The organism is Caballeronia sp. M23-90 (assembly GCF_053574605.1).
The window spans coordinates 1-15,734 of record NZ_JBSIPA010000117.1 but is presented as its reverse complement, the minus strand read 5'-3'; the positions used below and the strand labels follow the sequence as shown (position 1 = coordinate 15,734).

Here is a 15,734-nt window from a genome sequence, read left to right as displayed (position 1 = left end):
TCCTCGGCTGGCTCACGGCAGGCGGCGACCCGGCCGTCGTTCTGGCGAAACCGCCGGTGAAGGACGAGTTCATTCCAAACCCGGAACGTCATGCAATCCTGCGCCAGCGGCTGAAAGGATTTCGCGAGTTGTATCAGCACGTGAAGCCGTTGTTCGATCCGGCGCGCCCGCGCCTCGCCTGAAGATCCGGTGCGGAAGGTTTCCAACAAAACCTTTCGCGCCGAGCGTGCACAATATCGATAAATCCGCGCGCCTCCTCGGGCGCGCGATCTACATTTGCATTCGATATAAACGACCTGACATCGAGCTCCCGTGCCCAAGTCCAACGAAAAACTCGATCTCGCCACTCGCGCCGCGTGGCTCTATTACGTCGCGGGAAACACGCAGAACGAAATCGCGGAGAAGCTGCAGATCTCGCGTCCAGTCGCGCAGCGCCTCGTTGCGTTTGCGGTGGAAAAGAACCTGATTCGCGTGCGCGTGGATCATCGCGTGGCGGATTGTCTGTCGCTGGCGGCGCAGTTATCGAAGCGATACGGCTTGTCGATGTGCGAAGTCGTGCCCATCGACGGCGATTCACCCGAGCAAGTGGACCGCAAGCTGGCGGTGGCGGGCGCGCAAGTCATGGAGCGTTATCTCACCGACGAAAAACCGCTCGTCATCTCGATCAGCAGCGGCCGGACACTCAAGGCCGTCGTCGCGCAAATCGGGCAACTGGAGCGGCCGCAGCACAGGTTGGTCTCCATGGTCGGGGCGATCGCCCAGGACGGCTCATCGAACCGGTACGACGTTGCACAGCACTTGTCCGAGAAGACCGGCGGCAAGCACTTCATGCTGCCCGCTCCGTTGATGGCCGACAGCCGCGCCGAGCGCGCGCAATGGGTCAATCACCGCTTGTACAGGATCGTGGATGCATTGTCCGAGAATGCCGATGTGGCGTTCGTCGGCATCGGCAACATGGGGATCAATTGCCCGCTGCATGAGGACGGGTTCATTACCACCGCTGAAGTCGAAGAGATGATGGAAGGCGGCGCCGTGGCCGAGCTGCTTGGCTTGCCCATCGATGCGGAAGGCGTCAGGGTCAAATCGACAACCGGCGAGCGCGTGACGAGCTTGCCGCTCGATACGCCGCCGAAGCGACCGACCATCGGCTTTGCGGGCGGGATCAGGAAGCGCGCAGCGGTTATCGCTGCGTTGAAGGGGAAATGGCTGTCGGGGTTGGTGACGGATGAGTTGTGCGCGCAGGCTGCTTTGGAAGCCTGATTCAGAGACCTTGATCAAAAAACGCCCGGACATGTCCGGGCGTTTTCGCGTGAGCTCGTCAAACCATCAAGCCGCCGACAACACCTCGACGATCTTCCGTTGATATGCAATGCCCTCGGCATTGAACAAATGGCAATGCTCGGGCATTGCGCCAAGCTTCAGCACTTCGCCTCGCGAATGACGCTCGAGCGGCGGAATCCGGGCGATGATCCCCTCCGGCGCCACCGATGACTCCGCGTAGAGATAAGCGGCATCGCCGAGCGACTCGACGGCCATCGTCTTCGCCGATACCCCGTGCTCCACAGTCGCCGCTGTGCCCGCATGGAGATGCTCGGCACGAATCCCGACCGTTACCAAATCGCCGACCTTGACGCTGCCCGGTTCAACTGCAGCGCGTTGCGTCTCGCCTGTTTCATACTTGACGAGCACGCCATCGCTAAGCACTTGCGTGACTTCGCCATTGAAGAAATTCATCTTCGGCGAACCGATGAAACCCGCCACGAACTTGTTCTGCGGCGCGTGATAAAGCTGATTCGGCGTACCGACCTGCTCCACATTCCCCGCCGACAGCACCACGATCTTGTCCGCGAGCGTCATGGCTTCGACCTGATCGTGCGTCACGTAGATCATCGTGGTCTTCAACTCGTCGTGCAGGCGCGCGAATTCCAGGCGCATCTTCACGCGCAATGCGGCGTCGAGGTTGGAAAGCGGTTCATCGAAGAGGAACACCTTCGGCTTGCGCGTGATCGCCCGGCCGATCGCCACGCGCTGACGCTGACCACCCGACAACTGCTTCGGTTTCCTATCGAGCAAATGATCGATGTGCAGGATCTTCGCCGCTTGCTTGACCGCCGCATCGATTTCCGGCTTCTTGGTGCCCGCGAGCTTGAGGCCGAACGCCATGTTGTCGTAGAGCGTCATGTGCGGATACAGCGCGTACGACTGGAACACCATCGCAATGCCGCGCTTGGCGGGCGGCACGTCGTTCACACGCACGCCGTCGATGGTCAGGTCGCCGCCGCTGATGTCTTCGAGTCCGGCGATCATCCGCATCAACGTGGACTTGCCGCAACCGCTCGGGCCCACGAACACGACGAACTCACCGTCGGCGATATCGAGGTTCACGCTGCGAATGACTTCGGTTTCTTCGTAGCGCTTGTTGATGTTGCGCAGATTAAGGCTTGCCATGATGGAGTCTCCGTCTTTAACTTCGCTTTGTTTTCTGCGAGCACAAGGCTCAAGGCAGTTCAAAGCTTGCGTTTTGCAGCCACTGTTCGACAAGCCCGGGGAGCTGCCCCATCTCGTCGAACACGACACTTGCGCCAGCACGTTTCAGCGCATCGATTTGTCCTTCACTTGCATGACCGCCGCCCACGAAACCCAGCACCGTCATACCCGCCGCCGACGCCGCCGTCACGCCGGTCACGCTGTCTTCCACCACCACGCAACGCTCGGGCGCGACACGCAAGGTGCGTGCAGCCGCCAGATACACGTCGGGCGCGGGCTTCGGATTCGCGACCGTGTCGGCGCAAAAAAGACGCTCGCCGAAATAGCGCACGAGGCCCGTGCGGCTCAGCACGGCTTCCACATACGACGTAAAACTGTTGCTCGCGCAGGCCTTGCGCAGCGAGATGCGGCCGAGCGCTGAATCAATGCCATCGACCGCCGGCGCTTCTACCGCCGACGCTTCCACGACCGCCCGGATTGCATCGATCTGCGCGGCATCGAGCGTCTGCCCAAGCGTTTCAGCCGCCCGCCTGAGGACCGTTTCAATGCGCAGCCCGAGCAGCGGCGTGACGATCGGTTCAGCGTCCACGCCGGGCCAGAGCGTCTCGATCTCCTGCACGAGCATGCGGCCCGCGATGGCTTCGCTGTCGATCAGCACGCCGTCGCAATCGCAGATCAGCAGGTGATCGTCGTGGGCAGCGGCTGCACTGGATGCACCCGCTGCGCCGGCTTGGGACAAGTTCAAGTTCACTGGATCGGCCTCTAAAGTGCTACATGTACGACGTCACTGCGCTACTTCACTGCGCCGAAGGTCAGTCCGCGCACGAGCTGTTTCTGCGACAGCCAGCCGACGATCAGAATTGGCGCAACCGCCAGCAACGACGCCGCCGAAAGCTTGGCCCAGAACAACCCTTCAGGACTTGAATACGAAGCGATGAACACTGTCAGCGGCGCCGCGTTCGAGCTCGACAAGTTGATGCTCCAGAATGCCTCGTTCCACGACAGGATCACGAGCAGCAGACCCGTGGACGCGAGTCCCGGCAAAGACATGGGCATGAGCAGATAGACGATTTCCTGCCACGTCGCCGCGCCATCTATACGGCCTGCTTCCAGGATGTCGCGCGGGATCTCGTTGAAGTACGTGTACGACATCCATACGGCGATCGGCAAATTGATCAGCGTATAAACGATGATCAGGCCCCACACGGTGTCGAGCATGCCGGTGTTCTTCCACAACAAGTAGATCGGCACCAGCACGCCGACCGACGGCATCATCTTCGTCGACAGCATCCACAGCAGAACCTTCTGCGTTTTCTTCGTCGGGAAGAACGCCATTGCATAGGCGCACGGCACGGCGAACAACAAGCAGATCACCGTGACGCCGACCGAGATCAGGATGGAATTCCACGCAAACGCAAAGTAGTTGCTGCGCGCGAAGACCTCGCGAAAACTGTCGAGTGTCGGCGTGAAAAAGAGCGACGACGAATACGCCTGCTGCTCGGTCTTGAATGCCGTAATGGTCATCCAGAAGATCGGGAAGAACAGCAGCAGCGCGAACAGCCAGGCAATCACGCCAAGCACGCTGCGCTTGAGCGTATCGAGAAACGGCGCGGACGTTGTTGCGGTAACGGGATGGCTCATGATTCGTACTCCCCTTTCAGGTTCTTCGAGAGCATCCGCACGAGGAAGAACGCCACGATATTCGCCAGCACGACCGCCAGAATGCCGCCCGCCGATGCCAGGCCCACGTCGAATTGCTGCAAGCCAAGCGAGTAGATCAGGTATGACAGGTTGGTCGTCGCTGTGCCGGGACCGCCGCCGGTTGTCGTATAGATTTCGGCGAAGATCGACAGCAGGAAAATGGTTTCCATCATCACGACCACGGCAATCGCGCGCTTCAGGTGCGGCAGCGTGATGTAGAAGAACATCGAGAAAGCGCCCGCACCGTCGATCCGCGCCGCTTCCTTTTGCTCCTGGTCGAGCGACTGGATGGCCGTGAAGAGAATCAGGAACGCGAACGGCAGCCATTGCCACGCGACTATCATGATCACCGCAAAAAGTGGATACTCGCCAAACCAGTCGATCGGCTGCATCCCCATCGATCGCATTGCTGAAGCGACCAGTCCGTAGACCGGGTGCAGGATCATGTTCTTCCAGATCAGCGCGCTGACCGTCGGCATGACGAAGAACGGGGCAATCACCAGCAATCGCGCAATGCCCTGCCCGATGAACTTCCGATCGAACAACACTGCGAGCAGCACGCCGCCGATCACGGTAATGGCAAGCACGGAACCGATCAGCACCAGCGTATGGACAATCGACGGACCGAAGGCCGGGTCGGTCGCGAGGAACTCGTAATTATCGAGGCCAGCGAAGCCCTTTACGTCCGGGTTCAGCAAGTTGTATTTCGAAAACGAATACCAGATGGTCATCGCAAGCGGGATGGCCATCCACAAAAACAATACGGCAGTCGACGGCGTGATCAGCCAGCGCACCGACTTCGCGCGTTTCTTGTCGCGCTCCGCCGCGGACTCCGCGTACGTATTCGATATGGGGGGATTAAGTTGACTCATGGTCGTGTCACCTCTCGATGAAGCGCAGGCCGCGCGCGTGGGCTCTTGATGAAAGAGCGGCGCGGCCTGCTGTACTACATTAGGCGCCAGGAGTGTGGGCCTCGACTGCCAGAGAACTTACTTCGGATTACTTTTGATAACCGGCTTGCTTCACCGCACGGTCCGCGGTCGCGTTGCCTGCTTTCAATGCTGCATCGACAGTGGTTTGTCCTGCGACCACGCCTGCAATCGACTGGCCGACCACCGTTCCGAACGACTGGAACTCCGGAATGCCGACGAACTGAACGCCGGTGTACGGAATCTTCTTCATCGAAGAATCGTTCGGGTTAGCCGATTCGATTGCGCTCAGCACGAAGTCGCCAAACGGCGCAGCCTTCTTGTACTCAGGATTGGCGTAGGTCGACTTGCGCGTGCCCGGAGGAACCGATGCCCAGCCTTCATCTTTCGCAGCCAACTGGATGTATTCCTTCGATGTTGCCCACGTCGCGAACTTCTTCGCGGCGTCTTGCGACTTCGACGTCTTCGGAATGGCCAGCGACCACGACCACAACCAGTGCGAGCCCTTCGGCGTCACGGCAACCGGCGCTGCAGCAAAGCCGATCTTGTCCGCGACTTGCGATTGCGACTTGTTGTAGAGCATGCCGGCTGCAACCGTGGCATCGATCCACATTGCGCACTTGCCCGATGACATCAGCGTCAAATTCTCGTTGAAGCCGTTCGAGCTGGCTCCCGGAGGACCGTCGTTCTTCAGCAAGTCGGCGTAGAACGTGATCGCCTTGTGCCATTCCGGCGTGTCGAGCTGCGCCTTCCAGTTCTCGTCGAACCAGCGGCCGCCGTACGTATTCACGAGCGTCGATACGAACGCCATGTTCTCGCCCCAGCCCGCCTTGCCGCGCAAGCAGATGCCGTACTGGCCCTTGGCTTTGTCGGTAAGCTTGTCGGCGAATTGCTTGATCTGGTCGTAGGTCGGCTGATCCGGCATCTTCAGGCCGGCCGCTTCGAACAGGTCCTTGCGGTAATACGTCATCGAGCTTTCGACATAGAACGGCAGTGCGTACAACTGGCCGTTATACGAGAGGCCATCGCGTGCGGTCTTCACCACGTCGTCGAGATCGTAGTCAGCCGGGAGATTCGTCATTGGCACGAGCCAGCCGCGCTTGCCCCATTGCGGCGCTTCGTACGTACCGATCGCCATCACGTCGAACTGGCCACTGTTCGTGGTGATGTCGGTGGTGGCACGCTGACGCAGCACGTTTTCTTCCAGGATGACCCACTTCAACTGGATATCCGGATTGGCTTTTTCGAACGCCGGCGACAGCTTCTTCAACTCGATCATGTCCGGGTTGTTAAGTGTCGCGATGGTCACGGTCGCGGCCTTCGAGGCAACCGGCACAAGCGCGGCAGCAGCGAATGCGGCGCACGCGAATGAGCGCATCGGCAGGTTTTTAAGAGTGAATGTGGCGCGTTTCATGTTGTTTCGTCTCCTTTATCGTTAGCACGGCGCTCGTGCTGCGGGCTTGCATGACGCGTCGATCATCGGCTGATCGGATTGATACGGGCTACTACGTACTTTCTGGTACTCGTGAAACGTGAATTTGTTGCGGGCGGCTTTCAATGCGGCCTTCAATGCCATCGCCGCCCACAGGTTCAGCTCATCCAGTTGCCGCCATCCACATTCAGCGTCTGCGCGGTGATGTAATCCGAATCCGCCGATACCAGGAACAAGGCCGCGCCCGTCAGATCGTTCGGCAGGCCCATGCGCCCCAGCGGTACCGCTTCGCCGACCAGGCGCTTCTTCTCGCCGAGCGGACGGTTTTCATATTTTGCGAAAAGCGCATCGACGGTTTCCCACATCGGGGTATCGACCACGCCCGGTGCGATGCTGTTCACGTTGATGCCATGCTGCGCAAGACCAAGTGCTGCCGATTGCGTGTAGCTGATCACGGCGGCCTTGGTTGCGCAATAGTGGGAAACTAGCGCCTCGCCGCGGCGACCCGCCTGCGACGACATGTTGACGATCTTGCCGCCACGGCCTTGCTTGACCATTTGCTGCGCGACGAGCTGCATCAGGAAGAACATGCCTTTCACGTTCACCGCGAAAAGACGATCGAAGATGTCCCAGGATTCGTCGAGGATCGGGCGCATGTCGAAGAGCGCCGCGTTGTTGTACAGGATGTCGATGCCGCCGAACTTGTCGACGGTAGAAGAGACAATGCGCTCCAGATCCTCGCGCCTGGTGACGTCGGCTTTGACTGCCAGTACGTTGCCCGCGTAATCCGCAAAACGCTGCGCCAGTTCGGCTTCATCTTTCAGATCTACGACGACAACCTTTGCGCCTTCGTCCAGGAATCGTTTAGTGACCGCTTCGCCGATACCGCTGGCCGCACCCGTCACGATAGCTACCTTGTCCTGCAATTTCACGGTTGTCTCCGGTTCGTCTTTTGACCGCTTTGTTCGCTCGGGCAGTGAGCGAACGCTCATCGCGTGATCAATTGCTCTCTGCGTGGTCGAATGATCGGTGACGCGTGAGGCGGTGTCAAGGCACGTTGTGATGTTTCGATGCTGCGACGCGGGAAAGGCACCTAAAACTGCGGGAAAACCCCAACCGGCGTGGCTTTGCGGGACGCGTCGATACGCCCGAAAGCGTGCTCGACATGCTTTGGTCATACGCCCAAAGGTGCATGATCGAGTGATACGTTATATCATCGCGGTCAATTCGGACGTCGCCTTTGATCAAGGCTCCTCGTCCTTACAAACCCATCCCAGGAAACGCCATGAGCAAACTTGTCGCTGCTTTATTGACCTGCACCGCCCTTTTCTCCGCAAGCTTCGGCGGGACAGCCGTGGCGCAAACCGCGGCCAACGCGACAGTCGCGGTGGTCGCGGCCGAGAATTTCTACGGCGATGTGGTGCAGCAACTCGGCGGCAATCACGTCCAGGTGACCAGCATCCTGAGCAACCCGGACGAAGATCCGCATCTCTTCGAAGCCAGCCCGAAGACCGCCCGCGCGTTGCAGAACGCGGTGCTTGTCGTGTATAACGGCGCCGACTACGATCCGTGGATGGACAAGCTGCTTGGGGCATCAAAGGGAAAAGGACGCACGACAATCGTCGCGGCTCAACTGACGGGCAAGAAATCCGGCGATAATCCCCACCTTTGGTATGACCCGGCCACCATGCCGACTGTCGCAAAAGCGGTAAGCGCGTATCTGGTCCAGGCAGACCCGGCGCACAAGGCTGATTACGATGCGCGACTGGATACGTTCCTGACGTCGTTGAAACCCATCGACACGCGTGTCGCCGCGCTCAAAAGCCAGTTCAAGGGCGTGCCCGTGACGGCGACGGAACCGGTGTTCGGCTATATGTCCGATGCGATCGGCCTCGATATGCGCAATGCCCGCTTCCAGCTTGCCGCCATGAACGATACGGAACCGAGCGCCTCGGATATCGCCGCGTTCGAAAAGGATTTGCGTGATCGTCAGGTGCACGTGCTGATCTATAACAGTCAGGCAACGGAAGCGTTGACCAAGCGCATGCTGAAAGTAGCTCACGATTCACACGTGCCGAGCATCAGCGTCACCGAGACGCTGCCCGCCGGCAAGACCTTCCAGACATGGATGACCTCGCAGCTCGACGCGTTGTCGGCTGCGTTGCAGGGAAAGACGAGATGAGTGTTTGGACGTTCGAGGATGCGTCTTGATGACGGCATCGACAAAAGCGGGGGCGCTAACCGTCGAGCACGTCACGCTTGAACTCGGCGGCCGGCCGATCCTGAACGACGCGAGCTTCAGCGTCGCGGCGGGTGAGTTTATCGGCGTGCTGGGGCCGAATGGCGCCGGGAAGACCACGCTCATGCGCGCGATGCTCGGGCTCCTGCCATTGTCCCAAGGCGCGATCCGCGTGAACGGCGCGGCGGTGGTGCGCGGCAATGCATCGATTGGTTATATGCCGCAGATACGCAGCGGTCTTGCCGGACGGCGCGTGCGTGGCCGCGATTTTGTCGCGATGGCCGCCGATGGTCACCGCTGGGGTTTGCCGCGTGCAAGTGCCGCGGCACAAGCCGACGTGGATCGCGTGCTCGATCTCGTCGATGGCCGCGCGCTCGCCGCGCGTCCTTTGTCCGAGTTGTCTGGCGGCGAACGGCAGCGCTTGCTGCTCGCGCAATGCCTGCTCGGCGACCCGAAACTCCTTCTCCTCGATGAACCGCTGATCAGTCTTGATCCGCGTCACCAGACCGGCGTTGTCGATCTCGTGCGGCGCGTGCAGCGCGAGCTCGGGATTACCGTGCTGTTCTCGGCGCACGAACTCAATCCGCTGCTGAACTCCATTGACCGCGTGCTGTATCTCGGCAATGGCCGCGCGGCGCTCGGCACGATCGATGAAGTCATTACCAAGCCGGTTCTCTCGCAGCTTTATGGATCGCCGATCGACGTGATGCGCGTGAACGGCCGCATCTTCGTCATGGCCGGCGACGTGGAAGTCGACAAGCTCGATCACGCCCACGAAGATGGCCCCGACGGTCATTCGCATTCTCACGACCATGACCATGGTCACGATCACGGTCATCACCACTCCGGAACGCATTCCCACGATGTTTGAATACGAGTTCATGCGCAACGCCTTTGCAGCGTCGGGAATCGTCGCGATACTGGCGGGCATTGTCGGGGCAACACAGCCAGTAAAACGCGGGCGGTCGAAGCATTGGGACGCATCACGGCTCCTTCAGTTTGACAACGCCATCAGATCTGACCTGTAACACCCGACACTAGGTAATTCATGCTTTCCAGGGTGTAGTCCGTTTGCGGATGACTCGTGCCGGCGGCTATAGCGACCCCGCCCTTGTTGTCCTTGATCGGCCCTTTGAAGATCACGAAGGAGCCGGCCATCATGCTTGCCTTGACCGTGTCGGCCGCCTTCTTCGCATCGGGCGTGACTTTTGCGCCGTAGGGCGACATCTTGACGAAGCCCTCCTTCAAACCGCCGCGCAATACGTTGGGCTGGGGTTTGCCTGCTTGCGCATCGGCCACGAGTTCCTTGTACGGCGTCGCCCAGTCCCATTCGGCGCCCGTGAGATAACCCTTTGGTGCGAGCGCCGCCTGGCTCGCGTGATAACCGCAGCTCATCGCGCCACGTTTCTCGGCGGTTTCGACAACGACCTTCGGGCCATCGACGTGACACGTGATCACATCGCAACCCTGATCGACAAGGCTGTTCGTCGCTTCCGCTTCCTTCACGGGCATCGACCAGTCGCCGGTGAAAATCACTTGCGTCGTGATCGACGGATCGACGGACTGCGCGCCGAGCGTGAAGGCGTTGATGTTGCGCAGCACCTGCGGAATAGGCTTGGCCGCGACAAAACCCAGTTTTTTGCTTTTGCTCATGTGCCCTGCGACCACGCCGTTCAGGTACTGGCATTCATCGATATAGCCAAAGTAGCTCGCAATGTTCGGCGGATTGCCCTGCTTCCACAAACCGCCGCAATGCGCGAAGCGCACGTTCGGATACTTGGCAGCCATCTTGAGCACGTGCGGATCGAAGTAACCAAAGGAGGTCGCGAAGATGAGCGTGGCGCCGTCCTGTTCGATCATCGCCTCCATGGACTTCTGGACCGCGATGGTTTCGGGCACGTTCTCTTCTTCCACGACCTTGACGTTCGGCAGTTTCTTAATGATCGCCGCGGCCGAGGCCTGCGCCTGGTTGTAGCCGTAGTCGCCGCGCGCACCGACATAGATCACGCCGACGGTGGTTTTTCCAGCCGCGAACACCGACTGGAACGGCGCCATGGTCGCAAGCGCCAGGAGGCTCGCGTCTTTGATGAATGTGCGGCGGCTGGTCATTTTGTTGGGTTCCTGTTCGATTGAATGTTATGGATTACTTGATTACTTATTGAGGCCGTCGAGGTACGCGATCCAGCCGCCGAAAGCGGTGATGTCCTGTGCGCCGCTGTCCGCCGATACCGCCCACGGTTCGCAGATGAAGCCTTTGACGAACCGTCCATCGGCAAGCTCGACAGTGCCGATACCCATCGGCGAAGGAACGTCCATCACGAACTTGCCGAACGTGCGCACCGGCACGTCCCATACTTCGACGGCGATCGAGGCGCCTTCGTGTTTCGCGTCACGAACAAGCCCGGGCTTCGGCGGCGATGTATTCGCAAGCGCGAACAGCAGATACGCAGGCGATGTCCTGGTCGCTTCGACGAAACGCGCGGCCGCTTCCTGTAGTTGCCGGTTGAGCGGCTGCCCGCGCAGGTGTGCGCCAACCACTGCGAGTGCAACGGTCGGTTCCTGGAACGGCAACGGTTGAAGATTGGGAGCGGCGTGGGTCGTATTGTCGAAAAGCGCCTGGATGCGCGCGCCCAGAACCGCCAGCCGATGATCCGCGCCGCTCGGCGCAATCAGCGTCACGCCTGCAGGCAAACCATCGCTTCGACGCGCGCACGGCACCGATAACGCGCACAGGTCCAGAAGATTCACGAAGTTGGTGTAGTAACCCAGCTCGCTGTTGCGTTCGATCGGACTCGCCTGCACATCGGCGATAAGCGGATGCGTGGGCGTGGTGGGTACGATCAGGACATCGATGGCGTCGAAACATTGCTCGGCTTGCCGCTTGAGTTCGGCAAGCGCGTACTGGCCGTTGAAGGCATCGACCGCGCTGAAGCGGCCCGCCTTGCCGATCACGGCGGCCACGGTTGCATCGATGTCCGCGAAGTTGGTGTCGAAGAACGCGCCGAGCGCCGCGCGCCGTTCGGCGACCCAAGGGCCATCGTAGAGCAACGCCGAGACGCGCTTGAACAGGGCAAAATCGATTGCGTCCGGTGTCGTTGCAAGATCAGCCGACAACACTTTGAGGCTTGCGTTAAAGGCTTGGTGCGCGGTTGTATCGTCGAAGAATTCGAGTTCTGCCGGAACGCCCAAACGCAACGGCGACGACGCCGCGCCCAATGGCGCAACCCGCCGCGAGTACGCATCATCCGCGTCGAACTTCGCCATTTGCGTAAGGACGTGCCACGCATCGGCGACATCGTGCGCAAAGATCGACAGCGTATCGAGGCTTCGGCACGCGGGCACCACGCCGTTTTTGCTGACAAGGCCCAGCGACGGCTTGAGGCCAACCACTCCGTTGAATCCTGCAGGCACGCGGCCGGACCCCGCAGTGTCCGTACCGAGCGAAAACGCAACGCATCCCGCCGCGACAGATACTGCCGAGCCGGAGCTCGACCCGCCCGACACGCGCTCCGGAAACTCGACCTGACGCACCGCCCCGAACGGCGAACGCGTACCGACAAGTCCCGTGGCGAACTGATCGAGGTTGGTCTTGCCGATGAGAAGCGCGCCGGCATCGAGCAAGCGCTGAACGGCGAACGCGGTTGTGTCCGGCGTATAGCTGAAGGGTTCGCACGCGGCGGTGGTCGGCATGCCCGCGACGTCGATGTTGTCCTTGACCGCGAACGGTACACCGAAGAGCGGCAGGCGCTCGAAGACCGCGTCACCCTCATCGGCAAGCGCCTTCTCAAGCACACGCGCTTGCGCACGAACCGTCTCGGCCGGCAACAGCAGCGTCCATATCTCCGGTCGATCAATAACGCTGATCCGGTCGAATACGGCGTCTATGACTTCAGGCGGTGACCGGCGTCGCGCTGCATAAGCGTCAGCGAGCGCCGTTACAAGCAGGTGGTCAGTGGTGTCTAGGAAGTTGGACATGAATTCCGTCTTGCATACAAGATGGGATTCATAATGCAGGAGGCGTGCCAGTTTCCCGGAATTAATCGGCTAAACCCCACTAAGCCTTTACCAAAAAGGCTTCCGAGCGATCGGCTTGGCCCGCGACGTACGCTCACGAGCGTCCTGAGCGTTTTGGTTCTGGTGCGCCGCGCACCTTCGCGAAACTTGGGCGCACAAAAACAGCGCGCGGCATAGCCGAACCTTTCTGCGAACCAACCTCGGCTTACAAACACCACCAAAAGCCGATGCATCCTGCAATAATAAGTCTGGATGCCTTACTAATTTCCTGAAGAATAAGCACATGACAAATGCATCCGCAATGACCTCATAGTCGCTAAGCAGATACATCATGGACATCGAAAAACCGAAGAGAAGCTGCTTGTGCGATGCGGTGACGTTTCCCGCAACCTCAATTAGTACACGTCAAGGAGCAAAACATGAGCACCGACCCTTCCATCGATCTCGCCGCTGTCAAGACGCGCCAGCAGGCCGCGTGGTCTACCGGCAATTACGCGGTCGTCGGCAGTACGCTTCAGATTGTTGGTGAAAACCTTTGCGAAGCGCTCGACCTTCGCTCGGGCAGCCGCGTACTCGACGTTGCCGCCGGCAACGGCAACGCAACGCTTGCAGCCGCCCGCCGATGGTGCGAGGTCACATCGACCGACTATGTTGCGTCGCTGCTCGAAGCCGGGCGCGCCCGCGCGCAAGCGGAGGGGCAAACCATCGAGTTCCAGGAAGCCGATGCCGAAAACCTTCCGTTCCCGGATGCATCGTTCGACGTGGTGATGTCCACCTTCGGCGTCATGTTCACGCCAGACCAGGCGAAAGCCGCAAGCGAACTTGCGCGCGTGTGCAAGCCGGGCGGAAAGATCGGCTTGGCGAACTGGACGCCGGGAAGTTTTATCGGACAGGTCTTCAAGACGATAGGCACTTATATTCCGCCTGCACCGGGCCTGAAGTCGCCGTCGTTGTGGGGATCGAGGGAACGGCTCGATGAACTGTTCGCCGGCACCGCGCATGAGATCGACGCGAACGAACGCGCGTTTGTCTTCCGCTATCGGTCACCGGCGCATTTCCTCGAAGTGTTCCGCACCTACTATGGCCCGATGAACAAGACCTTCGGTGTCCTGGACGCCGGGAAACAGGCGGCATTCGCCCAGGAGTTGCTCGGACTGATGGAAAGCAGGAATCGTTCGGGAGACGGTACGCTCGTGCTGCCAAGCGAATACCTGGAGGTCGTGATCACGCGCCAATGACAAAGTCGCTTCCCCGGGGGAGAAGCCACAACTTAGTCCCGAATCGCGACGATCGCTTCTATTTCTACCGTGATATTGCCGGGCAGCGAGCCAACGCCGACCGCTGAACGAGAATGCCGGCCGGCGTCGCCGAATACATCGATGAAAAGGTCCGAGCAGCCGTTGATCACGCGCGGATGATCTGCGAAATCCGGCGTTGCGTTGACCATGCCAAGCAATTTCACAATGCGCGTCACGCGGTTCAGATCGCCCAGTTCGGTATGCAGCACAGAGAGCAGGTTGAGGCCCACGAGTTGCGCGTGGTCATACGCTTCGTCGGTGGTGACGTCGTCACCGACCTTGCCTTTCATCAGACGGCCGGTACTGTCGAGCGGTCCTTGCCCCGATAAAAACAGCAGATTGCCTTCGCGCGTGCAGTGAGTGAAGTTGCCTATCGGCGCGGGCACGGCCTGAAGCTTCAATCCGCGGGCCCGCAGTCGGTCGTAGCAGTTCATCTCAGTCGAAAATACCATGTTGCGTCAGTTCTCTTTCAGGTGTTGAGGACAAGGGGACAAAAGACCGGACAACCGGCGCTCAAGCCACGAATTCAGTTGCGCGCCGATGCCAGCCGAGGCGCGTTTCAATGCGAGAGGCAACCACTTTTAGCTCATCGCCGAATTGTTCAGTACTCTGAAGCGCTTTCGCTTCGGGCATCACGATCGATATGGTGAAGACGCAATCGCCGGCCTGATCCAGTACCGGTGCAGCAAGGCATGCAACCGAAGCATCCGACTCGCCGATCTGAATGGACAGGCGCGCGTCGAGCGCTTCGCGGGCCATGCGCGCGAGTACATCGGGCCGCGTTTCGGCGCGTGCAGTCGGAGATGATTTCGCATGCCGAGCAAAATACGCGACACGTTCCGCGTCTGGCAGATGTCCGACGAGCAACCGACCGGACGCGGTCCAGTTAAGCGGCACACGGCTACCCACGCGCGATGTCACCCGGAAATGCCCCGGCCCTTCAGCCATTTGCAGCACGACCATCATTCCCTCTTCGAGCCCGCAGACCTGCACCGTCTCGCCGACGTGCGCCGAAAGCCGGTTCATTTCTTCGTGCGCGACCGCGAGGTAGTCGAGCGAACTCGCATAGGTCAAGCCATAGCCATACAAGCGCGAGCCGAGCCAGATGGCGCCCTCTGGCGTGCGCGCAAGGAGATTTTTCTCGACTAGGTCGTTGATGATGGAATAGACGGTGGAAAGCGGCGCACCGACAATCCGCGCGATCTCGTACGCCGTGGTCGGCCTGTTGGCTTCCTGCAACGCGTCGAAGATCTGCACTGCACGATCGATCGCGCTCATGCGGGTGCGCGGGGCGGCGCCATCCGTACCGGCTGATGCCACATCCGCGTCAGGTTCACGGGGCTTGCGGGTCATTGCGCTCCTTCAGGCTGATTGTTTTTGTCTAGTTGACGCAGGCAGATCGTATGCTAATCTAATACACAATTACAACATATGTTCCATAATAAAGGAACATCAGGAGCCGCACGATGGATTTTTATTCTCGCCTGGGTCTGCGCCCGGTCATCAACGTGAACGGCACGATGACAAGTCTTGGCGCGTCCATCGTGGCGCAGCCGGTCATTGACGCCGTGGCTTCGATCCTGCCGCAGTTCGTCGAGATCGATGCCTTGCGCTGCAAATCATCGATCTCGACA

The 15,734-nt window shown here is 60.0% G+C and carries 13 protein-coding genes and 3 pseudogenes; 6 read left to right on the top strand and 10 right to left on the bottom strand.

The window, feature by feature from the left end:
* Both ACRXB1_RS14185 and ACRXB1_RS14180 read left to right on the top strand, forming a co-directional pair.
* Window positions 1-182, top strand: a pseudogene (locus tag ACRXB1_RS14185) (xylulokinase); the annotation flags it as partial.
* Between the two features lie 130 nt (window positions 183-312).
* Window positions 313-1,260 carry a sugar-binding transcriptional regulator gene (locus ACRXB1_RS14180; RefSeq protein ID WP_062169372.1) on the top strand — a complete coding sequence of 316 codons (948 nt, stop codon included), beginning with the start codon at window positions 313-315 and terminating at the stop codon, window positions 1,258-1,260.
* A gap of 66 nt (window positions 1,261-1,326) precedes the next feature.
* Here the strand turns inward: ACRXB1_RS14180 and ACRXB1_RS14175 are convergent, their stop codons facing one another.
* The 6 genes and pseudogenes from ACRXB1_RS14175 to ACRXB1_RS14150 all read right to left on the bottom strand — a co-directional run bounded on the left by ACRXB1_RS14175 (window position 1,327) and on the right by ACRXB1_RS14150 (window position 7,481).
* Entirely contained in the window at window positions 1,327-2,448 is a 1,122-nt protein-coding gene (locus ACRXB1_RS14175) for an ABC transporter ATP-binding protein (protein WP_062169370.1), read from the bottom strand.
* 49 nt (window positions 2,449-2,497) lie between these two features.
* Window positions 2,498-3,226: an HAD family hydrolase gene (locus tag ACRXB1_RS14170; RefSeq protein WP_449492344.1), complete on the bottom strand. Its 729-nt coding sequence runs from the start codon at window positions 3,224-3,226 to the stop codon at window positions 2,498-2,500.
* Between the two features lie 53 nt (window positions 3,227-3,279).
* Window positions 3,280-4,128 (bottom strand): carbohydrate ABC transporter permease, encoded by an 849-nt coding sequence (locus tag ACRXB1_RS14165; RefSeq protein ID WP_061998682.1) that lies wholly within the window; start codon window positions 4,126-4,128, stop codon window positions 3,280-3,282.
* A pseudogene (locus ACRXB1_RS14160) lies at window positions 4,125-4,988 on the bottom strand (carbohydrate ABC transporter permease); the annotation flags it as partial. The pseudogene ACRXB1_RS14160 and the gene ACRXB1_RS14165, both read right to left, overlap by 4 nt.
* A gap of 199 nt (window positions 4,989-5,187) precedes the next feature.
* A complete protein-coding gene (locus ACRXB1_RS14155) occupies window positions 5,188-6,531 on the bottom strand; it encodes an ABC transporter substrate-binding protein (protein WP_061998680.1) in 1,344 nt (447 codons plus the stop codon).
* 176 nt (window positions 6,532-6,707) lie between these two features.
* Complete coding sequence (locus tag ACRXB1_RS14150) at window positions 6,708-7,481, bottom strand: L-iditol 2-dehydrogenase (RefSeq protein ID WP_062000722.1); 774 nt, start codon at window positions 7,479-7,481, stop codon at window positions 6,708-6,710.
* A 353-nt stretch (window positions 7,482-7,834) separates the two neighbouring features.
* Here ACRXB1_RS14150 and ACRXB1_RS14145 point away from each other — a divergent pair, with 353 nt between their 5' ends.
* The 3 genes and pseudogenes from ACRXB1_RS14145 to ACRXB1_RS14135 all read left to right on the top strand — a co-directional run.
* On the top strand, window positions 7,835-8,731 hold the full coding sequence (locus ACRXB1_RS14145; protein ID WP_449492342.1) for a metal ABC transporter solute-binding protein: 897 nt from the start codon (window positions 7,835-7,837) through the stop codon (window positions 8,729-8,731).
* Window positions 8,732-8,759: 28 nt separating this feature from the next.
* A complete protein-coding gene (locus ACRXB1_RS14140; RefSeq protein WP_062169366.1) occupies window positions 8,760-9,659 on the top strand; it encodes an ABC transporter ATP-binding protein in 900 nt (299 codons plus the stop codon).
* Window positions 9,607-9,726 (top strand): annotated as a pseudogene (locus tag ACRXB1_RS14135) (metal ABC transporter permease); the annotation flags it as partial. The gene ACRXB1_RS14140 and the pseudogene ACRXB1_RS14135, both read left to right, overlap by 53 nt.
* Before the next feature lie 73 nt (window positions 9,727-9,799).
* On the opposite strand, the gene ACRXB1_RS14130 reads toward ACRXB1_RS14135, so the two are convergent.
* Together ACRXB1_RS14130 and atzF are read right to left on the bottom strand one after the other, a co-directional pair.
* Window positions 9,800-10,897: a BMP family ABC transporter substrate-binding protein gene (locus tag ACRXB1_RS14130; protein ID WP_174363291.1), complete on the bottom strand. Its 1,098-nt coding sequence runs from the start codon at window positions 10,895-10,897 to the stop codon at window positions 9,800-9,802.
* Between the two features lie 42 nt (window positions 10,898-10,939).
* Window positions 10,940-12,763, bottom strand: coding sequence for an allophanate hydrolase (atzF, locus tag ACRXB1_RS14125; RefSeq protein ID WP_449492341.1), 1,824 nt, complete (start codon window positions 12,761-12,763; stop codon window positions 10,940-10,942).
* A gap of 458 nt (window positions 12,764-13,221) precedes the next feature.
* Here atzF and ACRXB1_RS14120 point away from each other — a divergent pair, with 458 nt between their 5' ends.
* Window positions 13,222-14,040 (top strand): methyltransferase domain-containing protein, encoded by an 819-nt coding sequence (locus tag ACRXB1_RS14120; protein WP_449492340.1) that lies wholly within the window; start codon window positions 13,222-13,224, stop codon window positions 14,038-14,040.
* 32 nt (window positions 14,041-14,072) lie between these two features.
* Here the strand turns inward: ACRXB1_RS14120 and ACRXB1_RS14115 are convergent, their stop codons facing one another.
* Both ACRXB1_RS14115 and ACRXB1_RS14110 read right to left on the bottom strand, forming a co-directional pair.
* Window positions 14,073-14,534 carry a RidA family protein gene (locus ACRXB1_RS14115; protein ID WP_449492343.1) on the bottom strand — a complete coding sequence of 154 codons (462 nt, stop codon included), beginning with the start codon at window positions 14,532-14,534 and terminating at the stop codon, window positions 14,073-14,075.
* Window positions 14,535-14,613: 79 nt separating this feature from the next.
* A complete protein-coding gene (locus tag ACRXB1_RS14110) occupies window positions 14,614-15,453 on the bottom strand; it encodes an IclR family transcriptional regulator (protein ID WP_062172446.1) in 840 nt (279 codons plus the stop codon).
* Window positions 15,454-15,734 lie beyond the last annotated feature (281 nt).